Origin of the sequence: Achromobacter sp. ACM04 (genome assembly GCF_014851465.1) — a bacterium.
Classification (GTDB): domain Bacteria; phylum Pseudomonadota; class Gammaproteobacteria; order Burkholderiales; family Burkholderiaceae_B; genus Achromobacter; species Achromobacter aegrifaciens.
In genome coordinates this window covers 403,341-423,561 of record NZ_JACUZS010000004.1, presented here as the reverse complement: position 1 = coordinate 423,561, position 20,221 = coordinate 403,341, and the positions used below count along the sequence as shown (strand labels likewise).

Annotated in this window: 20 protein-coding genes; 9 read left to right on the top strand and 11 right to left on the bottom strand. The window is 66.5% G+C overall.

Annotation, left to right across the window (positions count from 1 at the left end; genetic code table 11):
- Window position 1: 1 nt before the first annotated feature.
- The gene (locus IB259_RS23865; protein WP_054457769.1) at window positions 2-964 is read right to left on the bottom strand and encodes a septal ring lytic transglycosylase RlpA family protein; all 963 of its coding nucleotides are present in this window, start codon (window positions 962-964) and stop codon (window positions 2-4) included.
- A complete protein-coding gene (rapZ, locus tag IB259_RS23860) occupies window positions 961-1,833 on the bottom strand; it encodes an RNase adapter RapZ (RefSeq protein WP_054457793.1) in 873 nt (290 codons plus the stop codon). The genes IB259_RS23865 and rapZ overlap by 4 nt, the downstream gene beginning before the upstream one ends.
- A 184-nt stretch (window positions 1,834-2,017) precedes the next feature.
- Between rapZ and IB259_RS23855 the strand changes: the two genes are divergently transcribed.
- Together IB259_RS23855 and IB259_RS23850 are read left to right on the top strand one after the other, a co-directional pair.
- Entirely contained in the window at window positions 2,018-2,770 is a 753-nt protein-coding gene (locus IB259_RS23855) for a c-type cytochrome (protein WP_192330259.1), read from the top strand.
- A 12-nt stretch (window positions 2,771-2,782) separates the two neighbouring features.
- A complete protein-coding gene (locus IB259_RS23850; RefSeq protein ID WP_054457767.1) occupies window positions 2,783-4,066 on the top strand; it encodes a cytochrome c in 1,284 nt (427 codons plus the stop codon).
- Between the two features lie 7 nt (window positions 4,067-4,073).
- Here IB259_RS23850 and IB259_RS23845 read toward each other — a convergent pair whose 3' ends face one another.
- The 9 genes from IB259_RS23845 to IB259_RS23805 all read right to left on the bottom strand — a co-directional run bounded on the left by IB259_RS23845 (window position 4,074) and on the right by IB259_RS23805 (window position 11,575).
- Window positions 4,074-5,507, bottom strand: a complete 1,434-nt coding sequence (locus tag IB259_RS23845; protein ID WP_192330257.1) for a PLP-dependent aminotransferase family protein — start codon at window positions 5,505-5,507, stop codon at window positions 4,074-4,076.
- 22 nt (window positions 5,508-5,529) lie between these two features.
- A complete protein-coding gene (hprK, locus tag IB259_RS23840) occupies window positions 5,530-6,456 on the bottom strand; it encodes an HPr(Ser) kinase/phosphatase (RefSeq protein WP_013396727.1) in 927 nt (308 codons plus the stop codon).
- Window positions 6,457-6,477: 21 nt separating this feature from the next.
- Window positions 6,478-6,933 carry a PTS sugar transporter subunit IIA gene (locus IB259_RS23835; RefSeq protein WP_006389881.1) on the bottom strand — a complete coding sequence of 152 codons (456 nt, stop codon included), beginning with the start codon at window positions 6,931-6,933 and terminating at the stop codon, window positions 6,478-6,480.
- Between the two features lie 363 nt (window positions 6,934-7,296).
- Complete coding sequence (gene hpf, locus IB259_RS23830) at window positions 7,297-7,635, bottom strand: ribosome hibernation-promoting factor, HPF/YfiA family (protein ID WP_013396726.1); 339 nt, start codon at window positions 7,633-7,635, stop codon at window positions 7,297-7,299.
- Between the two features lie 222 nt (window positions 7,636-7,857).
- Window positions 7,858-8,652, bottom strand: coding sequence for an LPS export ABC transporter ATP-binding protein (gene lptB, locus IB259_RS23825; RefSeq protein WP_054457765.1), 795 nt, complete (start codon window positions 8,650-8,652; stop codon window positions 7,858-7,860).
- A gap of 32 nt (window positions 8,653-8,684) precedes the next feature.
- Window positions 8,685-9,314 (bottom strand): lipopolysaccharide transport periplasmic protein LptA, encoded by a 630-nt coding sequence (lptA, locus tag IB259_RS23820; protein ID WP_054457764.1) that lies wholly within the window; start codon window positions 9,312-9,314, stop codon window positions 8,685-8,687.
- On the bottom strand, window positions 9,311-9,943 hold the full coding sequence (gene lptC, locus IB259_RS23815) for an LPS export ABC transporter periplasmic protein LptC (protein WP_054457763.1): 633 nt from the start codon (window positions 9,941-9,943) through the stop codon (window positions 9,311-9,313). Before lptC ends, lptA begins: the two co-directional genes overlap by 4 nt.
- Window positions 9,944-9,980: 37 nt before the next feature.
- Entirely contained in the window at window positions 9,981-10,589 is a 609-nt protein-coding gene (locus IB259_RS23810; RefSeq protein WP_082401242.1) for an HAD family hydrolase, read from the bottom strand.
- A complete protein-coding gene (locus IB259_RS23805; RefSeq protein WP_054457761.1) occupies window positions 10,586-11,575 on the bottom strand; it encodes an SIS domain-containing protein in 990 nt (329 codons plus the stop codon). The genes IB259_RS23810 and IB259_RS23805 overlap by 4 nt, the downstream gene beginning before the upstream one ends.
- Before the next feature lie 103 nt (window positions 11,576-11,678).
- On the opposite strand from IB259_RS23805, the gene purT reads away from it, so the two are divergent.
- The 7 genes from purT to cydC all read left to right on the top strand — a co-directional run bounded on the left by purT (window position 11,679) and on the right by cydC (window position 20,194).
- Window positions 11,679-12,896: a formate-dependent phosphoribosylglycinamide formyltransferase gene (gene purT, locus IB259_RS23800; protein WP_054457792.1), complete on the top strand. Its 1,218-nt coding sequence runs from the start codon at window positions 11,679-11,681 to the stop codon at window positions 12,894-12,896.
- 265 nt (window positions 12,897-13,161) lie between these two features.
- On the top strand, window positions 13,162-13,707 hold the full coding sequence (locus IB259_RS23795; protein WP_059378283.1) for a GbsR/MarR family transcriptional regulator: 546 nt from the start codon (window positions 13,162-13,164) through the stop codon (window positions 13,705-13,707).
- A gap of 127 nt (window positions 13,708-13,834) precedes the next feature.
- Complete coding sequence (locus IB259_RS23790; RefSeq protein ID WP_119450190.1) at window positions 13,835-15,409, top strand: cytochrome ubiquinol oxidase subunit I; 1,575 nt, start codon at window positions 13,835-13,837, stop codon at window positions 15,407-15,409.
- 13 nt (window positions 15,410-15,422) lie between these two features.
- The gene (cydB, locus tag IB259_RS23785) at window positions 15,423-16,577 is read left to right on the top strand and encodes a cytochrome d ubiquinol oxidase subunit II (protein WP_054457758.1); all 1,155 of its coding nucleotides are present in this window, start codon (window positions 15,423-15,425) and stop codon (window positions 16,575-16,577) included.
- A 16-nt stretch (window positions 16,578-16,593) separates the two neighbouring features.
- Window positions 16,594-16,719, top strand: coding sequence for a cytochrome bd-I oxidase subunit CydX (gene cydX / locus IB259_RS23780; protein WP_043546919.1), 126 nt, complete (start codon window positions 16,594-16,596; stop codon window positions 16,717-16,719).
- A complete protein-coding gene (cydD, locus tag IB259_RS23775; protein ID WP_192330255.1) occupies window positions 16,716-18,494 on the top strand; it encodes a thiol reductant ABC exporter subunit CydD in 1,779 nt (592 codons plus the stop codon). Before cydX ends, cydD begins: the two co-directional genes overlap by 4 nt.
- Window positions 18,491-20,194 (top strand): thiol reductant ABC exporter subunit CydC, encoded by a 1,704-nt coding sequence (gene cydC, locus IB259_RS23770; protein WP_119450192.1) that lies wholly within the window; start codon window positions 18,491-18,493, stop codon window positions 20,192-20,194. The genes cydD and cydC overlap by 4 nt, the downstream gene beginning before the upstream one ends.
- Window positions 20,195-20,221: the final 27 nt, after the last annotated feature.

Sequence of the window (20,221 nt, the reverse complement as noted above, 5' to 3'; positions counted from 1 at the left end):
GCTACTGCGAGGCGATGCTGGGCAGGATGCCGATGCGGTCCGACACGATCTGCACGGCGTCCAAGGCGCTCTGCCGGTCGGGGTAGGGGCCGATCTTGACCCGATAGAGGTTATTTGACTGCTCGACCGACGCGGGCGGCGCGCCTGCGGCGCCCAGCTGCGTGTTGATGCGGCTGACCAGCGATTGCGCGTTGGCCGGCTGGCTGAACGCGCCCACTTGCAGGTAGACGCTGCCGATGCCGCCTGCGGCCGGCTGGCGCACCGGCGCTGAACCGGGTGCGGGCCCGGGCAGGGGTTCTGCCGCCAGCGCCACCGGCACGGCGGCGATGGGCGCGGCCACGGGCGAGGAGCCCGTCGCCGATGCGGGTTCGGGTGCGGCCGTGGCGGGCGCGCCTTGCGAGGCCAGCCGCCGGATCTCGTCCTGGGGGATGGCTTCCACGATCACCTGGCCGCTGCCGGGGCCGATGATGCCCAGCTTGTACGCCGCGACATAGGACAGGTCCATGATACGGTCGCTGTGGAACGGGCCGCGGTCGTTCACCCGCACGATGATGGTCTTGCCGTTGACCATGCTGGTGACGCGGGCGTAGCTGGGCAGCGGCAGCGTGGTGTGGGCGGCCGTCATGGCGTACATGTCGTAGGACTCGCCGATGGACGTGGAATTGCCGTGGAACTTCTTGCCATACCACGAGGCGGTGCCGCGCTTTTTGTAGGGCTGGCCGCTGGTGTCCGGCACGTAGCGCTGGCCGAACACCACATACGGCCGGTTCGCGCCGCTGGCGTAGGGTTCGATCCTGGGCACCGCGTCGGGCACCTGGTCCAGGTTCGAGGGCGGATTCGCGTCCGGCCCGTCGTCCTTGTAATACCCGCCGCCCTTCTTGCGTCCGCCGGTGGAAGAACAGCCAGCCACGGCAATGGCCAGCAGCAGCATCACGAACAGGCGGGTCGGGCGGGACAGGGTCATGCGGATTCGTCAGGCAGTTGGGTGCGATGGCGCACCAGCAGCGGGTCGTGGTCGGCAAAGCGCAGCGCCAGCTGTTCGACCACATAGACCGAACGGTGCTGGCCGCCGGTGCAGCCGATGGCGACCGTGAGGTAATTGCGGGTGTCTTGCGTGTATTGCGGCAGCCAGCGGTTCAGGAAACCGGCGATGTCGTCGATCATCTGCCCCACCAGGTCAAAGCCCGCCAGCCAGGCGGCCACGGGCTCGTCGCGGCCGGTCAGCGGCCGCAGGTCGCGGTCGTAGTAGGGATTGGGCAGGCAGCGCACGTCGAACACCAGGTCCGCGTCGCGCGGCACGCCGCGCTTGTAGGCAAAGGATTCGAAGGTCAGCACCAGCGGCGCGCGGTCGGCCTTGATCAGGTCGCGGATCCAGACTCGCAACTGGCCCGGCGTCAGGTCCGAGGTGTCGATGACGTGTTCCTGCTCGCGCAGCGGCGCGAGCAGTTCGCGTTCCAGGGCGATGCACTCGGACAGCGTCGGGGTCTTGCCGCCATGCTGCAGACGGTCGGTCAGCGGGTGGCGGCGGCGCGATTCGGAATAGCGCTGCACCAGCGTTTCCGTGCTGGCGTCCAGGAAGACCACGCGCAGGCTGGTGCCCATGGCGCGCAGCGCGGTGACTACGTCGGGCAATTCGGCCAGTTCGCCGGGGGAGCGGACGTCGATGGCGACGGCTACGCGCTCCATGCCGTCATCCCGGGCGTTGGCAATGAACTCGGTCAGGAACCGCACCGGCAGGTTGTCGACGCAGGTATAGCTTGCGTCCTCAAGCATGCGCAGGGCGACGGACTTGCCTGAGCCTGAGATGCCGGTGACGAGGACGACTTTCAACATGGACATGATTGTGGCACGCTTTTCGAGGACGATGCCGGCGGGATGACATCTGATATGGCCGTAAACTGCCAATCTGCGCCTGTACCGCTTTGGTCCCCCTGGCGTAAGCTGGGGGCCGGATACTCGACAGATTCACATACGCGCCCCGCCGTCATGCGTTTCGGGGGAATGGAATTCGACCTAGATGTTAGCCTTCATTTCCTTTCGTAGTGTTTCACTGCCGCGTTTTTGGGCAATTTCCCTATTTGGGGTGGCTGCCGCCTTCCTCGCAGCGCCCGCGCCGGCCCAGCCCGCGCCCCAGGAAATCCTGCGTCCGGACACCATGGACGCCCGGGTTGCCGCCTGTACGGCCTGTCATGGCGCGCAGGGCAAGGCCGGCGCCGATGGCTACTATCCGCGCCTGGCCGGCAAGCCGCAGGAATACCTGTACCACCAGTTGCTCAATTTCCGCGACGACCGGCGTCAGTACCGACCCATGACGCACCTGCTGACCGGGCTGCCCGACGACTACCTGCGCGAGATCGCCGCGTATTTCTCTTCGCAACATGTGCCGTATCCGGCGCCGACGCGCGCCGAGGTCTCCGCCGCCACGCTGGAAGCCGGGCGCAAGCTGGCCTTGAGCGGCGATGCTGCGCGCGGCCTGCCCGCCTGTGCCGCCTGTCACGGCGCCGCCCTGGGCGGCGTGCTGCCCGCCATTCCCGGCTTGCTTGGGCTGCCGCGCGACTACATCGGTTCGCAGATCGGCAGCTGGAAGAACGGCCTGCGCCGCGCGGCCGAGCCGGACTGCATGGCCGACATCTCCAACAAACTCACTCCCCAGGACATCGGCGCGCTGGCCGCGTGGCTGTCCTCGCAACCCGTCGTGGAACCCTACGCGCCAGAGGCCGCGGGTTCGATACGCCTGCCCGCGGAATGCGGCAGCCAGGCGCAACGGTAAGGGAGAGGCCGGATGTCGATCATGAAGAAAGTCCTGTCCCTCCTGTTGCTGCTCGCGGTCGTCGCCCTCGGCGGCCTCTACTGGTTCGGTACGCGCGACGACGCCAGCACCGGTCCCGCCGCGGCCGCGGCCGATACCGCGACGCTGGTGGAGCGCGGCCGCTACCTTGCGCTTGCCGGCAATTGCATGGCCTGCCACACCAGCCGCGGCGGCAAGGCGCTGGCGGGCGGCACGCCCATCCCCACGCCGTTCGGCACGGTCTACGGCCCGAACCTCACGCCCGACGAAAAAACCGGCATAGGCGCGTGGACCGCGGATGATTTCTGGCAGGCGCTGCACAACGGCAAATCGCGCGACGGCACGTTGCTGTATCCCGCTTTCCCCTACACCGAATACACGCGCGTGACGCGCGCCGATTCCGACGCGTTGTACGCCTATCTGCGTACCGTGGCGCCCGTGGACCAGCCCAACCGGCCGCCCGAGATGGAATTCCCCTATGACCAGCGGGCGCTGCTGGCCGCCTGGCGCGCGCTGTACTTCAAGCCGGGCGTGCAGGAGGCCGACGCGGGGCAATCGGTGCAGTGGAACCGCGGCCGCTATCTGGTCGAAGGGCTGGGGCATTGCGCCGCCTGCCATACGCCGCGCAATAGCCTGGGGGCGTTGCGTTCGGCCGACCCGTTGGCCGGCGGTGTGATTCCGGTGCTGGATTGGTACGCTCCGCCGCTCACCAACGACATGGAAACCGGCATGGGCAGGTGGTCCGCCGAAGACATCGCGGCCTTGCTCAAGACTGGCATTTCGAAGCATTCCAGCGCCAGCGGGCCCATGGCCGAAGTGGTGCTGGGCAGCACACAGCACCTGACCGACGCTGACGCGCTGGCCATCGGCGTCTACATCAAATCCCTGCCCGCCACGGCGGCCTCAACGGAACGCACGCGGACGGCTGTCGCGCCGGCGGCCATGGAGCTGGGCGGCAAGATCTACCGCCAGCAATGTGTCCAATGCCATCAATCCGCGGGCGAAGGCAGCGGCACGGCGTGGCCCGCGCTGGCCGGCAATCCGACCGTGACGGCGCCGTCGCCCGTCAACGCGATCCGCATGGTGCTGGATGGCGGCTACGCGCCGGCCACGGCGGCGAATCCGCGGCCGCACGGCATGCCGCCCTTCGGACAACTGCTCAACGACGGCGACATCGCGATGCTGGTGACGTACATCCGCAATAGCTGGGGCAATGAGGCGGGCGGCGTGACACCGCTGGAAGTCAAGCGGGCGCGCGCCGCATCGACGCTGAACTGACGCGGAATCAGCGCGCTTTGACGGCCTGTGCGCAGGCCTCGCGCGCCAACTCCCCCAGCACGCGGATGGCGGCCTGCGCAGCGGCGTCCCAAGGATGCCCGTAGTTCAGGCGCAGCGCGCTGCCGAACTGGCCGCTGGCCGAAAAGATCGGTCCCGGCGCCACGCTGATGCCGCGCGCCAGCGCCTGGCGATGGAGCGTCAGCGCATCCACCGCGGCCGGCAGTTCCAGCCACAGGAAGAACCCGCCTTGCGGACGCGTCACGCGCGTACCGGCCGGGAATTCCTGGGCGATCGCCTCGGCCATGCGCTGCTGCTGTGTCTGCAGCGTTTCGCGCAGGCGGCGCAGGTGGCGGTCATAGCCGCCCTGCTCCAGGTATTCGGCGATGGCGCCCTGGGCGGGGCCGGACGCCGATAGCGTCGACGACAGTTTCAGGCGCTGCACGCGTTGCGTGTAGCGGCCGGCCGAGGTCCAGCCGATGCGGTAGCCCGGCGCCAGGCACTTCGAAAACGACGAGCAATGCAGCACCAGCCCCTGGGTGTCATAGGCCTTGGCGGGTACCGGGCGCACCGATCCGAAATACAGCTCGCCGTATACATCGTCTTCGATCAACGGAATGTCGTGGCGTGCAAGCAGCTGGACCAGTTGCCGCTTTTTCTCATCGGGCATCAGGCTGCCCAGCGGGTTCTGGAATTGCGTCATCAGCCAGCAGGCGCGCGGCGCATGACGCTCGATGGCGGCCTGCATCGCGTCCAGGTCGATGCCGGTGCGCGGATGCGTCGGTATTTCCAGCGCCTTCAGTCCATGGCGCTCAAGCGCCTGCAAGGCTCCATAGAACGTGGGGGCCTCGACCATGACCGTGTCGCCGGGCTGCGTGACCGCCTGCAGGCAGAGATTCAGCGCTTCCAGCGCGCCGTTGGTGACGACGATGTCGCTGGCCGGCACGTTGATGCCGCCGATCAGGTAGCGCAGCGCGATCTGGCGGCGCAGGCCGGGATTGCCCGGCGCCAGGTCTTCCACCGTGTCCAGCGGATCCTGGCGCTTGAGGTGCACGGCCATGGCCTGGGCCAGCCGCGGCAGCGGAAACAGCAGCGGGGAAGGGAAGGCGGAGCCCAGCGGTGTCACGTCGCGGTTGCGCACCGAGCCGAGGATGTCGAAGATGCGTTCGCTGATCGCGAGCTCCGTCGATTCTCCGTCCGGACTGGAGGCGCCGGGTTCGGGCGGCAGGGATGCGGCAGGGGCGTTGACGTAATAGCCGGAGCGCGGCTGCGCCCGGATCAGGCCGCGCGCTTCCAGCAGATAGTAGGCCTGGAACACCGTCGACGGACTGAGGCCGCGCGCCGCGCACGCGTCCCGCACGGAGGGCAGCTTGTCGCCCGCGCGCAATACGCCGTCGCGGATCGACTTGGCGATCTCGGCGGCCAGAGTTTCATACAGGCTCAAGGTGCCGCCGGCCGATGTGCGCCTACTTGCTGCTTTGCAGGATCGCCATGGCCTGGCGTTCCATGAATTCGCCCAGCGTGTCGATGCCGCGCAGCTTCAGGATGGTGTTGCGCACGGCGGCCTCGACCAGCACCGCCAGGTTGCGGCCCGCGGCCACTTGCAGCATGACCTTGCGCACTGGCAGGCCCAGCATGTCCTGCGTGATGTCCTGCAGCGGCAGGCGCTCGAACTTGTCCTGTGCGGTGGCGCGCACCAGGTGCACGATGAGCTTGAGGCGCATCTTGCGGCGCACGGAGGTCTCGCCGAAGATGGTGCGGATGTCGAGCAAGCCCAGGCCGCGCACTTCCAGCAGGTTCTGCAGCAGCTGCGGACAGTGGCCTTCGATCATGTTGGGGGCCGTGCGCGAGAACTCCACGGCATCGTCGGCCACCAGGCCGTGTCCGCGCGAGATCAGTTCCAGCGCCAGTTCGCTCTTGCCCAGGCCGGATTCGCCGGTGATCAGCACGCCCAGTCCCAGCACGTCCAGGAACACGCCGTGCACGGTGGTGGTGGGCGCCAGCTTCTTGCCCAGGTAGATGCGCAGCAGGTCAATCAACTGCGCCGCCGCCACCGGCGTGGAGAGCAGCGGCACCTGATGCTGGTCGCACTGGTCGATGAGGTCTTGCGGCGGGGTCAGGCCGTCGGCCAGCAGGATCGCGGGCACGCCGCCGATCAGCAGCTCGTCCATGTGATGCATGCGGCGGCGCAGGTCGAAGCGGGTGTAGTACGCCAGCTCTTCCTGTCCGAACACCTGGATGCGGGACGGATGGATCAGGTTCAAGTGGCCGACGAGGTCCGCGGCCGACATGCCGTCGTCGGGAATTGCGCGGTCCGCGGCGCCTTGGCCGGAAATCCAGTTAAAGGGGATTTTGTCGGCGTTGTCGTCGACGAGTTCCTGCACCGTGAGCATGGCTGCGCTTCCGCGTGGAGTTCAGAGTTGGCCGGTCGTGAGCATCTTGTGGACGACAGCGGGATCGGGCTCTGTGGCCAGGGCCTCGCGCAAGGCCTTGTTCGACATGAGCTGCGCCAGTTCGGCCAGGATGTCCAGGTGCTGCTGCGTGGCCGTTTCCGGCACCAGCAGGCAAAGCAGCATCGACACGGGCTGCCCGTCAGGCGCATCGAAAGTGATGGGCTGGGCCAGGCGGATGAAGGCCGCCAGGGCCTGTTCCAGGCCCTTCACCCGGCCATGCGGCACCGCCACGCCCTGCCCGAGCGCGGTGGAGCCCAGGCGTTCCCGGGCGAACAGGCTGTCGAAGACGAGCGCGCGCGCCAGGCCATGGTTGTTTTCAAAGAGAAGGCCGGCCTGTTCGAACGCACGTTTCTTGCTCGTTGCGAGCATATCGAGCACGACGTTGCCGGCGGGTAGGATGCGCGACAAATGATTCATCGGGTCATTATATGGTTATATGACGCACTGCAATAATCGGCCTCTGAGATGCGTCCTCGGCTCGGTCGCATCATGGGGCGGCAAGAGCGACAGCATAGACCGATAGCGGCGGATTGTGGGCATTCTTGCGCCCGGCGGCGGGGCTGGCCCTGGGGAAAGCGTCGGAAACCTGGAAAAACGGAATCGCCGGCGGAACCGGGAATGGGGGACAAATAAGGGGGGGTACTGCGGGAGGTACTACAAGGAGGGGAAGTTTGCCGATGCCCCAGCTGGACGTTGCGTCTAGCGGGACACCGGGACTCAGGCAGGATTTCTAGAATCGCTGTTTAGCTAGTCTCGCAGTGCGAGTGCTCATGAAGCGCGTTACTGCTGGGGTGGCGTTAGATTTGCCGCTTGCCGCTTCACGGACTCCGCCGTGTGACTTCGTACCTTGTCCTTGTGCTTGATGACCTGACGGTCGACTTTGTCAGCAAGAAGGTCTATGGCTGCATAGAGGTTTTCATCGGTTGCTTCACAATGAATGTCCTTACCGCTTAGACGCATGGTGATTTCGGCTCTATGCCGCAGGGGCTCTACCGAGAGCATGACCTGGGTATCGATGACGTGATCGAAATGCCGCAGCACTCGCGCCAGTTTGTTCATGACATATTCCCGGATGGCCGGGGTGACGTCGAGGTGACGACCGCAGATGCTCAGGTTCATAGTGTGCTCTCCTTCTAAAAGAGGAAAAAAGGGTGCGCAAAAAGCGCGGCTGATTCGTTAGGCGTTCTCCTTGATTGAGCGGGTTCGTTTAGTACTAGTGTATAGACTCGGGCCGATAAAACAAGCTGACCTAGCGCAAGTTCATGGCATTTTTATGGCTGAGGCCCCAGGGTGCATGCGGCTTTGCGCAGGCGGCGCCTAGGGGTCTTCCCCAGGGCCGCATTACATGCGGAAATGCTCTCCCAGATAGACCCGGCGCACGGCGGGATCGCCCACGATTTCATCGGGATGGCCGTCAGTCAGAACCTTGCCTTCGCTGATGATGTAGGCGCGGTCGCAGATGCCCAGGGTTTCGCGCACGTTGTGGTCGGTGATCAGCACGCCGATGCCGCGGCCCTTCAGGAAGCGCACGATACGCTGAATCTCGATCACGGCGATGGGGTCCACGCCGGCGAAGGGCTCGTCCAGCAGGATGAAGCGCGGGCTGGTGGCCAGCGCGCGCGCGATTTCCACGCGGCGGCGTTCGCCGCCCGACAGGGAGATCGCGGCGTTGCTGCGGATGTGGCCGATCTGCAGTTCTTCCAGCAGCGATTCCATCTGCTCGTTGATCTTGGGCGTGGACAGCGGACGTCCATCCGGCCCCAATTGCAGTTCCAGCACGGCGCGGATGTTCTGTTCCACCGTCAGGCGGCGGAACACGGAAGCATCCTGGGGCAGGTACGACAGGCCCATGTGCGCGCGCTTGTGGATCGGCATCGAAGTGATGACGGAGCCGTCGATCTCGATGCGGCCCGCATCCGCGGGCACCAGGCCCACGATCATGTAGAAGCTGGTGGTTTTGCCAGCCCCGTTGGGGCCGAGCAGGCCCACCACTTCGCCGCTGACCACGGACAGGGATACGTCCTGCACCACGGTCCGGCCGTTATAGGTCTTGCGCAAACCAGTTGCGCGCAGGCTGCCCTGCTTGACGCCCGAGGGCGCGGAGGTTACCGGAGTCGGCACTGAAGGTTGGTTCATCGTGGCTGCGAGTGGTGTTGCATGGGAGGCGTTCAACGCCCCTTCTTGGCTGCCTGCTGCTTGCGGCATTCGGCGATGGCTGCGTCCGACTTGGCGCGCGGTTCAGCCACCGAACGGACCCGGCCGCCGGCCGCGGCGGAGTTGGGGCCGCCATGGGCTTCGTAGGTGCCGGTCTTCTCGTTGTAGCGTACCCGCTCGCCGCGAATGGTATCGAACGGTTTCCCACAGACGTAGCGGATCACGACCGCCTGGCCGATCAGGTCGAAGGTGCTCTTGGTGCCGTCGTATTCGGCGCGCAGGCCGGTGCCTTCGATGAGCTCGAAGGTTTCCGGGCGTTCCTGGCGGATGGTCACGATCTTGCCCTTGTTGGCGGTGGCCGTGCCGTACTGGTTGCCTTGCGCGTCTTCGTTCATTTCCAGCACGTCGGACGTCAGGGTCATGAGGCCGCGCGTCATGTTGACGTTGCCGGTGAAGACGCTCTTCTTCTTCACGTCGTCGTAGTGCAGGGTGTCCGACAGGATCAGCGTGCTGGGCTCTTCCGCCGGCGTCGCTGCCTTGGGCGCCGGATCCGCGGCATGGGCCGGGGCCAGTGCCGAGGCCGTCAGCAGGATGGCGCCGAGCAAGCGGGTCGTCGGGGCAAGGAGAATCCGGAGGTCGGTCATGGTTTTTTCTGGTCAGTGTTGTTGGCGGGAATTTCGGTCCGGCGTTGCTGCCTGCCTTCGGAACCGGCAATTTCCACATCGGTCGATGCCGAAACCTGCAGTTGGCGCGTTTTGTTGTTGTAGTGCATGCCCGTGCCGTTCATGCGCGAACGGCCTTTGATGACTTCCGCCGGCAGGTCGGTGTAGACCACGTCGTCGTCGGGCAGGATGATCAATTGCTGGCTGCGCACGTCCAGCAGGTCGTTATTGGCGTCCGGCTGGCGGCGCACGTGGGCGTCGCCGTTCATGACGATGCGCTTGCCGCCTTGCTCCATCACGGCGGTCTTGGAGACGGCCACGGTGATGGGGTTGTCCTCGCGCTGGCCCACGGCGCGCGGCGAGGTCACATGGTAGGAATCGTCATCTGGGAAATGTTCGGCGTAGTCGCCTTCCAGCCGGTTGATGGGCTTGCCGTTCGGGTCGGTGCGCAGCATGACGAAGTCGCGCGACCAGGCGTCCATTTCATGGGTGACGCGGCGCGGCGGATCCGTCTGGATGGCCCGCTGCGCGTAATCCGCCGCCCACCACGAGCTGGCGACCAGCACCAGCAGCAGGAACAGCGCGATCAGGGAGGGAAAACGTTCTTTCATCGGGTCTGCCGCAAGGGCGTATGGGTTGTCCTGGCGGTCATTGGATGGCGCCCGGGCCAAGCAGGCCAGGCGCCGCCAGGAAGGCGCCCAGGCGTCCCTGGGCCGCCAGCAGCAGGTCGCAGCATTCGCGCACGGCGCCGTTGCCGCCGGTGTGCGTGGAGACCCAGTGGGCGGCCTGGCTGACGTAGCCCGGCGCGTTCGGCACGCTGGCGGCGAAGCCGGCGCGCTGCAGGGCCGGCAGGTCGATGACGTCATCGCCCATGTAGCCGGTCTGGTTCAGTTGGACACCGCTGCGCTGCGCAAGTTCGGCCAGGGCGCCGCCTTTGTCCCGTACGCCCTGGATGACCTCGGCGATACCCAGCTCGGCGGCGCGGCGCGCCACGATGGGGCCGGAGCGCCCGGTCATCAGCGCAACCTTCAGGCCGCCTTCCATCAGCAGGCGCAGTCCGTGGCCGTCCAGCGCGTTGAAGCGCTTCTGGAGTTCGCCGTTGTCGCCGTAATAGAGGCTGCCGTCGGTCAGCACGCCGTCCACGTCGAACACCATCAGGCGCACTGCGGCGGCGCGTTCGCGCACGCCGGCGGGGATGCGGGCCAGGACCAGCGCTTCGGCCGGATGCGTCACGGGTACAGAAAGAGTCATATTCATACCACTTTGGCGGCCATCAGATCATGCATGTGCAGGGCGCCGAGCAGAACGCCGTCGCTGTCCAGCACGAGCATGTGGTTGAGCCGTAGTTTGTCCATTTGCTGGGCCGCCTCGACGGCCAGCGCGTCGGGAGTGATGCTGCGGGGCGAGCGCGTCATGCCGGATTCGACGGTCAGGCTGCGGATGTCGCCCTGCCGGGCGATCAGGCGGCGCAGGTCGCCGTCGGTGAAGATGCCTAGGGGGCGACGCTGCGCGTCGGTTACGACGGTCATGCCCATGCCCTTGGCGGACATGACTTCCAGCGCCTGGGATACCGGGGTGCCGGCCATGACGATGGGCAGGGCGTCGCCCTGGCGCATGACGTCGCGCACATGGGTCAGCAGGCGGCGGCCGAGCGCGCCGCCCGGGTGCGAACGGGCGAAATCCTGCGGGCCGAAGCCGCGGGCCTCCAGGCAGGCGACGGCCAGGGCATCGCCCAGGGCCAGCGCAGCGGTGGTGCTGGCCGTGGGCGCCAGATTCAGCGGGCAGGCTTCCTGCGCCACGCTGGCGTCCAGGTGGATGTCGGCCAGCCGGGCCAGTTCGGACTGCGGATTGCCGGTGATGGCGACCAGCTTGGCGCCCATGCGGCGGGCGACAGGCAGGATCGTCAGCAGTTCCTGACCGGAGCCGGAATAGGAAATCGCGATGAGGACGTCATCCTGGGTGATCATGCCCAGATCGCCGTGGACGGCCTCGGCGGCGTGCACGAAAAAGGCCGGCGTGCCGGTCGAGGCGAGGGTCGCCGCGATCTTGCGGGCCACGTGGCCGGTCTTGCCGATGCCGCTGACGACCACCCGGCCGCGGCAGGCCAGCAGCATCGCGACGGTCTGCGTGAAGCTGTCGTCCAGCCGGGCGGACAGGTCCATCAGGCCCTGGCATTCGATCTGCAGCGTTCTGCGCGCAGATGCCAGCGCGGTCTCGGACGATGTTGTGGGATGGTCAGTCATACGTGGATTTTAATATCAGTATGCGGGTTTGCCCCCGGAAAGGGCGTATGGCATGCTGGCGGGTCATTTCAACGGCTTTCCAACTTTTTTCCAGGCCCGCTCCATGTCCAGCATTTCCAGCCCCGTCCTTGGCACGCCTTTGTCCCCCTTGGCCACCCGCGTCATGCTGCTCGGGTCCGGCGAATTGGGCAAAGAGGTCATCATTGCCCTGCAGCGGCTGGGCGTGGAAGTCATTGCCGTGGATCGGTATGCCGACGCCCCGGGCCACCAGGTGGCGCACCGGGCGCATGTGGTCTCGATGACGGACCCGCAGGCCCTGCGCAAGGTCATCGAACAGGAACGGCCCCACGTTATTGTCCCCGAAATCGAAGCCATTGCCACCAATTTGCTGGTGGAGCTGGAAGAGGCGGGCGTGGCCCGGGTGACGCCGACCGCGCGCGCGGCCCAGCTGACCATGAACCGCGAGGGCATCCGCCGGCTGGCGGCTGAAACCCTGGGGCTGCCGACCTCGCCGTACCGATTTGTCGACACCGAAGAAGAACTGCGCGCGGCCATCGACGGCGGCATCGGCTATCCCTGCGTCATCAAGCCGGTCATGTCCTCCTCGGGCAAGGGCCAATCCGTCATCAAGAGCGCTGACGACGTCGAATCCGCCTGGCGCTACGCCCAGGAGGGCGGCCGGGTGGGCGGCGGGCGCGCCATTGTCGAGGGCTTCATCCGCTTCGACTACGAAATCACCCTGCTGACCGTGCGCGCCCGCGGCGCCGACGGCCAGGTCGAGACCCGCTACTGCGAACCCATCGGCCACAAGCAGGTCGACGGCGATTACGTGGAAAGCTGGCAGCCGCACCCGATGTCTCCCGCCGCGCTGCAACGTTCGCGGGACATCGCACTGGCGGTCACCTCCAACCTGGGAGGCCTGGGCATCTTCGGCGTGGAGCTGTTCGTGGCCGGCGACCAGGTCTGGTTCTCGGAAGTCAGCCCGCGTCCCCACGACACCGGCATGGTCACCATGATCACCCAGGTCCAGAACGAATTCGAACTCCACGCCCGGGCGTTCCTGGGACTGCCGGTGGATACCAGCCTGCGCCAGCCCGGCGCCAGCAGCGTCATCTACGGCGGGGTCGAGGCCGCGGCGGTCTCGTTCCACAACGTGGCCGAAGCGCTGGCCGAACCCGGCACCGACCTCCGTCTCTTCGGCAAGCCCGAATCCTTCGTCAAGCGCCGCATGGGCGTGGGCCTGGCCGTGGCCGAGGACGTGGCGGCGGCTCGCGCCAAGGCCAAGCGGGTGTCGGCGGCGGTGTCCGTCAAGGCCGGCTAACGCTTCTTTTTCCCCTTTTCCAGCGGCCACCAGCTCACCGGCTGGTGGCCGCTTGCGCTTGTCCGCGGCTTTTGCCAAGCCCGCGGAAGCCGTCTGTCACTGCCGCGACATCATGTCTTGCGATCATCCCCCTGCCGCCGGTGTGGTTTGCGCTTTCGCATGGATTGTTTGATAATTTCGGAAATTCCAGAATTTTCTGAAATCGGTGTAACTGTTTTTATCGGCCAGGGCGACGCGTCCTGGCCTTGCCGGCGTAGCGCAACCCATGGCCCTGTCTCCCCAAAACGAACGATTCGTCCTGCATTTCGGCGAAATGGGCAGCCGGTGGGGCGTGAACCGCACGGTCGGCCAGATCTACGCCCTCCTGTTCCTGTCGCCCAAGCCGCTGAACGCCGATGACATTGCCGAAACCCTCGGCTTCTCGCGCTCCAACGTCAGCCTGGGGCTGAAGGAGCTGCAGTCCTGGCGGCTGGTCAAGCTCATGCATCAGGTCGGCGACCGCCGCGACTACTTCGAAACTCCCAAGGACGTCTGGGAGATCTTCCGCATCCTGATGGAAGAAAAGCGCAAGCGCGAAATCGATCCCACGCTGACCCTGCTGCGGGACACCTTGCTGGAACCCCCGTCGGGTCCGGATGAGGCATACGCGCAACAACGCATGAACGACATGCTGGAGCTCATCGAACTGTCCACCGGATGGTTCGATGAGGTTCAACGACTGCCGCCAGAAACCCTGCAGAACCTGATGAAGCTCGGTTCGAAAGTGCAGAAGGTGCTGGGTTTCGCCGGCAAATTGCGGGGCAAGGGCTAAGCCTGATCCGCCCCGATTTTTCAGGAAACCTCTATGAAGTTGTATGCAACGCCCGTAACATGGCGCGAGAGACGGCCTGGGAACCATGCCGGTTGCCGCGGCACCTCAACTGCTTGGGAGCGACCCAATGATTGATCTCGACGTCGTAAATCTGTCGCGATTCCAGTTTGCCGCGACCGCGCTCTACCACTTCCTCTTCGTCCCCCTCACGCTAGGCCTGTCGTTCATCCTGGCCATCATGGAAAGCGTGTACGTCATGACCGGCCGCGCCATCTGGAAGCGGATGACGATGTTCTGGGGCACGCTCTTCGGCATCAACTTCGCATTGGGCGTCGCCACCGGCGTCGTGATGGAGTTCCAGTTCGGCATGAACTGGTCCTACTACAGCCATTACGTAGGCGACATCTTCGGCGCGCCGCTGGCGCTCGAAGGGCTGATGGCCTTCTTCCTGGAAGCGACCTTCGTCGGCCTGTTCTTCTTCGGCTGGAACCGCATGTCCAAGGTCAGCCACCTGATCGTGACCTGGCTGGTGGCGTTCGGCACCAATTTTTCGGCGCTGTGGATCCTGATCGCCAACGGCTGGATGCAGAATCCGGTCGGTTCGATCTTCAATCCCGACACCATGCGCATGGAGATGACCGACTTCGCCGCGGTGATCTTCAACCCCGTGGCGCAGGCCAAGTTCGTGCACACGGTCAGCGCAGGCTACGTCGCGGGCGCCATGTTCGTCATGTCGATCAGCGCCTGGTACCTCCTGAAGGGCCGCCACATCGACCTGGCCAAGCGCTCGATGGCGGTCGCCGCCAGCTTCGGTCTGGCCTCGGCGCTGTCGGTCGTGGTGCTGGGAGACGAAAGTGGCTACCTCACCACCGAACACCAGAAGATGAAGATCGCGGCCATCGAGTCCATGTGGCACACCGAGCCGGCCCCCGCGTCCTTCAACCTGATCGCCATCCCCAACCAGGCCGAGCGCAAGAACGACTTCGCCATCGAGATTCCCTACGTCATGGGCATCATCGGCACGCGTTCGCTCACCACGCCGCTGCTGGGCATCGACGACCTGATCCGCCGCGCCGAAAACCGCATCCGCGATGGCATGGTGGCCTATGACGCCTTGCAGAAGATCCGCGCCAATCCCAAGGACGTGGACGCGCGCATGGTGTTTGACAAGACCTGGCCCGACCTGGGCTATGCGCTGCTGGTCAAGCGCTATCAGCCCGACATGAGCAAGGTCACCGAAGACGACATCAAAAAGGCCGCCGTCGATACCGTGCCCAACGTGGCGCCGCTGTTCTGGGCGTTCCGCATCATGGTAGCGGTGGGCATGTACCTGATCCTGTTCTTCGGCGTGGCCTTCTGGCTGGCCTCGCGCGGGCGGCTGGACAGCCGGCGCGGTCTGCTCAAGGTGGCGTTGTGGAGCCTGCCGCTGCCCTGGGTCGCCATCGAAAGCGGTTGGTTCGTTGCCGAATACGGCCGCCAGCCCTGGGTGATCGAAGGCGTGCTGCCGACCTACTACGCGGCTTCCGGCCTGACCATCGTCGACCTGGCGATCAGCCTGACGATATTCCTGGTGCTGTACACGGTGCTGCTGATCATCGGCGTGAAGGTGATGCTGCACGCCGTGAGGAAGGGACCGAAATCCGATGGGCCGGCGCCCGGCGCTGCCGCCGCCGATCCTGTGCACGCTGCCGTGCGGGCCTGAAGGAGAGACAGCGATGGATACTCTTATTCCTTTCGACTACGGCACGCTGCGCGTGGTCTGGTGGGTGCTGCTGGGCGCGTTGCTCATCGGCTTCGCCGTCATGGACGGCTTTGACCTGGGCGTGGCCGCGCTGCTGCCGGTGGTGGCCAAGACCGACGCCGAGCGCCGGGTGGTGATCAACGTGGTGGGACCGGTCTGGGAAGGCAACCAGGTCTGGCTCATCACCGCGGGCGGCGCCATTTTCGCGGCATGGCCCTTGCTGTACGCCGCGTCGTTCTCCGGGTTCTATCTGGCGATGATGCTGGTGCTGATCGCGCTGATCCTGCGGCCGGTCGGCTTCAAGTACCGCAGCAAGATGGAAGGCACCAGCTGGCGCAACCGCTGGGACGGCGTGCTCTGTTTCTCGGGCGTGGTGGCTTCGCTGGTGTTCGGCGTGGCCATGGGCAACATCATCCTGGGCGTGCCGTTCACGTTCGATCCGGTGACCTTGCGTCCGATCTATGAAGGCCACTTCTACCAATTGTTCATGCCGTTCGCGTTGTTGGCCGGCGTGCTCAGCGTGGTGATGCTGGCCATGCACGGCGCCGTGTTGCTGGCCTGGCGCACGGAAGACCCGATCTCGTCGCGCGCCCGCAACTGGGGCAGGCTGTGCGCCTTGCTGACCGCGGCGCTGTTCGCGGCGGGCGGCTTCTGGGTGGCAAGCGGCTTGCCTGGCCACGTGATCACCAGCGCGGTGGACATGGCCGGTCCGTCGGACCCGATGCTCAAGGCCGTGACGGTGCAAAACGGCGCCTGGATGGCCAACTACGCGAAATGGCCGCTGATGTGGATCGCGCCCGCGCTGGGCGTGGGCGGCGCCGTCCTGGTGGCGCTGCTGCTTAGCGTGCGCGCCAACGTGCTGGCGTTCCTGGCGTCGTCGGTGTCGATCGCTGGCGTGATCCTGACGGTGGGCTTTTCGCTCTTCCCGTTCATCATGCCCTCGTCGACCAAGCCGCAGGCCGGCCTGACCATTTGGGACGGATCCTCCAGCCACTTGACGCTATGGATCATGGTGATCGCGGTCGCCATCTTCCTGCCCATCGTGACCGTCTACACCGCCTGGGTCTACCGCGTCATGCGCGGCAAGGTCACCCATGAGTCGGTCGGCGACACGCCCAACTCATACTGATAAAGGAGCCTCCACCATGTGGTATTTCTCGTGGATACTCGGTCTGGGCCTGGCGTGCGCCTTCGCCATCCTCAATGCAATGTGGTTCGAGCTGCGCGAGGGTCATACCCATGATCCGCGCGCCAGCCGCGACGACGAGTGAGCGGCGGCGCCAGCAGCCTCGAGCACGATCCCTCGGCCACCCTCAACAAACCGCCGCGCGAACAGTCGCGGTGGTTGATGGCGCTCGCCAAGACGGCCAGGCTGCCGCTGATGCTGGCGGGCGCCGCGCCTCTGGTCAGCGGCGTCTTGCTGGTGGTGCAGGCCTGGTTGCTGGCCAGCGTGCTCGACGCGGCCATCGTCAGGCAGGCGCCCCGGCAGGAGCTGCTGGGCGACATCCTGGCTATCGCAGGGCTCATGCTGGTGCGCGCCTGCATCACCTGGGCGGGCGAGCGCGCGGGCGCGGATGCGGCCGAGCGCATCAAGCGCCACGTGAGGCTGTCGCTTTTCGGGCGTTTGGTGCAGAAGGGGCCGTACTGGAGCCGGGGGCAGGCGTCGGGAGAACTGGCGAGCGCAGTGGTGGACCAGGTCGAGGCCCTGGACGGGTTCTTTGCCAAGTACCTGCCCGCCATGGCCGCGGCCGCCATGCTGCCGGTCGCTTTTTCGGTGGTGCTGCTGCCGATGGACGTGATTGCCGGACTGGTCCTGCTGATCACGGCGCCGTTGATTCCCTTGTTCATGGCCCTGGTGGGCTGGGGCGCCCAGGGCGCAAGCCGCCGGCACCTGCGCGCCTTTGCGCGCTTGTCGGGCTTCTTTGCCGATCGGCTGCGCGGTCTGTCCACCCTGAAGCTCTATGGCCGCGCCGAGGCTGAAGCCGAGTCCGTCGTGGCGGCCAGCGACGCGCTGCGCCAACGCACGATGTCGGTGCTGCGCATCGCGTTTCTTTCATCGGCGGTGCTGGAGTTCTTCGCGGCGCTGGGCGTGGCCGGGGTGGCGGTCTATATCGGATTGACCTATCTGGGATTCCTGGATCTGCGCTGGTCGCCGCTCACTCTGCAGGCAGGGCTCTTCTGTCTGCTGATGGCGCCGGAGGTCTATGCACCGTTGCGCCAGTTCGCGGCGCACTATCACGATCGCGCGGCCGCGCTTGCGGCAGTTTCGCAGATCTCCCTGCTGTTCGATGGCTTGCCGCAGGCTGGCGATGCTGCAACCGATGGAGCGCCTGGCGCAGGCAAGGCCGCCGCAGGCCCGGGACGCGTTTCCGAAAGCCGCGGCGCCGGCGCCGCCCTGGCTATTGCGGGTTTGAACCTTGACGCGCCAGGCCGCAGCCAGGCGGTACTGGCGGACGCTGGCCTGACCTTGGCGCCCGGCGAGCATGCCGCGCTGATGGGGCCCAGCGGCATCGGCAAATCCTCCCTGATCGAGGCGATTGCGCGCCTGCGGCCGTTTCAAGGCGATATCCGCATCGACGGCGTGCCCTTGCCGGATTGGGGCGAGGCGGCACTGCGCCAGCGCGTGGCGCTGATTGGGCAGAAGCCGCAGCTGCTGACGGGATCCATCGCCGACAACATTCGCCTGGGGCGTCCGGAGGCTTCCGATGCCGAAGTGCAGACGGCCGCGCGCCGCGCCTGCGTGCTGGAGTTCGCCGAAGCCCTGCCGCAAGGGCTGGCGACGCAACTGGGCGGTCGCGGGCACGGCCTGTCCGGCGGCCAGGCGCAGCGCGTCGCGCTGGCGCGTCTATTCCTGCGCGATCCGGGCTTGATCCTGCTGGACGAACCCACGGCGCATCTGGACGAAGGCACGCAGGCGCGCGTGCTGGACGCGATCCTGGAATTCTCCGCCGGCCGCACCTTGTTGCTGGCAACGCACGCGCCCGCGGTGGCGGCCCGGCTGGGCAGGACGTTGCAGGTGGTTGGCGGAAAAGTGGAAGACGCATGAAGAATCTGTTGTTGCTCCTGCCGCTCTATGTGCGCCGTAAAAGCGGGCTTTTACTCGCATTGTTCTGCGCGCTGGCCACCGTGGCGGCCGGCGTGGGCCTGCTGGGCGTGTCGGGCTGGTTCCTGACCGGCGCGGCGCTGGCGGGGGCGGGCGGCGCGTTCAATCTGTTTGCGCCTTCGGCGCTGGTGCGGGGTTTGTCGTTCCTGCGCATCGTGGCGCGTTACGCCGACCGCGTAGTGGGCCATTCCGCCACGCTGCGCCTGCTGGCGGACCTGCGCGCCAAAGTGTTCTCGGCCTTGATCCGGCTTACGCCGCGGCAATTGGCGCGCTATCGCGACGGCGATCTGGTGGCGCGCATGACGGGCGACGTCGACGCGCTCGATACGGTCTTCCTGTTTGTGCTGGCGCCCTTGATCACCGCCATCCTGGCGGGAGCGGTGTTGACCGCGGTGTTGGGATCGTGGGTGCCCGCCGCCGCACTGGCGCTGGCCCTGGCCTTGCTGGTCGCATGCGTGCTGGTGCCCTTGTGGCTGCTGCGCGCCGCGCGCAAACCTGGCGCGGCGGCCCAGGAGAGCGCGGCGGGACTGCGCGCCGCGACGCTGGACGCGGTGGATGGGCATGCCGACATGGTGGCCTTGCACGCGCAGGCGCAGACGGCCGCGCATTTCGAACGTCTGTGCGACGCCAGTGCGCTCGCCCGCCGCAGCCAGGCGCGGGTGGCGGCGCGGGGACAGTTTTTCCTGCAGGCCGCCGCCGGCGCATCGGTGCTGGCCTTGCTCTGGTTCGGCCTGGACACGCTGGAGATGGGGCGCATGGAAGGTCCCACGCTGGCCGGATTGTTGCTGGCGGTCATCGGCATTTTCGAAGTGGCCGGCCCGATCATGCGGGGCGCATCGCGCATGGGCTCGGCCATCTCGGCGGCCGGACGCATCCGTGAAGTCACGCAAAGCGAGCCGGACATGCAGGATCCGACGACGCCCCGGGCCTTGCCCGAGAGCGGCGCGCTGGAGCTGGACGGCGTGCGCTTTGCCTATCCCGCCCGGGGAGCGGCCGCGAGTCCGCCCGTGCTGGCCGGCGTAAGCCTGCGCGTGGCGCCTGGCGAACGGATCGCCATCGTGGGACCCAGCGGCGCGGGCAAGTCGACACTGTTGCACCTGCTCCTTCGTCTGGAAGACCCGCAGGCGGGACAGGTGCGTTTCGGCGGCTGCGACGCGCGCGCCTGTACGCAGGCGGATTGGCACCGGCGCATCGCGCTGCTGTCGCAGGACGCTCCCGTGTTCCTGGGAACCCTGCGCACCAATCTGCTCATCGGCGATCCCGAGGCGGACGACGCCGCCTTGTGGCGCGCGCTGGACGCTGCGCGGCTGGGCGACTTCGTGCGTGGCCTGCCCGATGGCCTGGACACCTGGGCGGGGGAGACTGGGTCGCAGCTGTCGGCGGGACAGGCGCGCCGCTTGTGCCTGGCGCGTGCGCTGTTGTCGCCAGCTGCGGTCATCGTGCTGGACGAACCCACTGCCGGTCTGGACGTCGAGGCCGAAGCGGCATTCTTCAGCGATCTGGCGGGCGCCTTGCGGGGACGCGCCGTGGTGCTGGCCACCCACGCTGCGTTGCCCGCAGGGGCGGTCGATCGCCGCTACGCACTGCAGGGCGGCCGGCTACAGCAATGTGAATTGTCATCGCGGACGGCAACCCTGGCTTAAGCGCTGTTGCGAGGTTATAGTTCGCCT

What these genes read in the sequence shown, in the direction of transcription:
- IB259_RS23865 (WP_054457769.1), bottom strand. Translation starts at nt 964, where the DNA reads ATGACCCTGTCCCGCCCGACCCGCCTGTTCGTGATGCTGCTGCTGGCC.
- rapZ (WP_054457793.1), bottom strand. Translation starts at nt 1,833, where the DNA reads ATGTTGAAAGTCGTCCTCGTCACCGGCATCTCAGGCTCAGGCAAGTCC.
- IB259_RS23855 (WP_192330259.1), top strand. Translation starts at nt 2,018, where the DNA reads ATGTTAGCCTTCATTTCCTTTCGTAGTGTTTCACTGCCGCGTTTTTGG.
- IB259_RS23850 (WP_054457767.1), top strand. Translation starts at nt 2,783, where the DNA reads ATGTCGATCATGAAGAAAGTCCTGTCCCTCCTGTTGCTGCTCGCGGTC.
- hprK (WP_013396727.1), bottom strand. Translation starts at nt 6,456, where the DNA reads ATGCTCACGGTGCAGGAACTCGTCGACGACAACGCCGACAAAATCCCC.
- IB259_RS23835 (WP_006389881.1), bottom strand. Translation starts at nt 6,933, where the DNA reads ATGAATCATTTGTCGCGCATCCTACCCGCCGGCAACGTCGTGCTCGAT.
- hpf (WP_013396726.1), bottom strand. Translation starts at nt 7,635, where the DNA reads ATGAACCTGAGCATCTGCGGTCGTCACCTCGACGTCACCCCGGCCATC.
- lptB (WP_054457765.1), bottom strand. Translation starts at nt 8,652, where the DNA reads ATGAACCAACCTTCAGTGCCGACTCCGGTAACCTCCGCGCCCTCGGGC.
- lptA (WP_054457764.1), bottom strand. Translation starts at nt 9,314, where the DNA reads ATGACCGACCTCCGGATTCTCCTTGCCCCGACGACCCGCTTGCTCGGC.
- lptC (WP_054457763.1), bottom strand. Translation starts at nt 9,943, where the DNA reads ATGAAAGAACGTTTTCCCTCCCTGATCGCGCTGTTCCTGCTGCTGGTG.
- IB259_RS23810 (WP_082401242.1), bottom strand. Translation starts at nt 10,589, where the DNA reads ATGAATATGACTCTTTCTGTACCCGTGACGCATCCGGCCGAAGCGCTG.
- IB259_RS23805 (WP_054457761.1), bottom strand. Translation starts at nt 11,575, where the DNA reads ATGACTGACCATCCCACAACATCGTCCGAGACCGCGCTGGCATCTGCG.
- purT (WP_054457792.1), top strand. Translation starts at nt 11,679, where the DNA reads ATGTCCAGCATTTCCAGCCCCGTCCTTGGCACGCCTTTGTCCCCCTTG.
- IB259_RS23795 (WP_059378283.1), top strand. Translation starts at nt 13,162, where the DNA reads ATGGCCCTGTCTCCCCAAAACGAACGATTCGTCCTGCATTTCGGCGAA.
- IB259_RS23790 (WP_119450190.1), top strand. Translation starts at nt 13,835, where the DNA reads ATGATTGATCTCGACGTCGTAAATCTGTCGCGATTCCAGTTTGCCGCG.
- cydB (WP_054457758.1), top strand. Translation starts at nt 15,423, where the DNA reads ATGGATACTCTTATTCCTTTCGACTACGGCACGCTGCGCGTGGTCTGG.
- cydX (WP_043546919.1), top strand. Translation starts at nt 16,594, where the DNA reads ATGTGGTATTTCTCGTGGATACTCGGTCTGGGCCTGGCGTGCGCCTTC.
- cydC (WP_119450192.1), top strand. Translation starts at nt 18,491, where the DNA reads ATGAAGAATCTGTTGTTGCTCCTGCCGCTCTATGTGCGCCGTAAAAGC.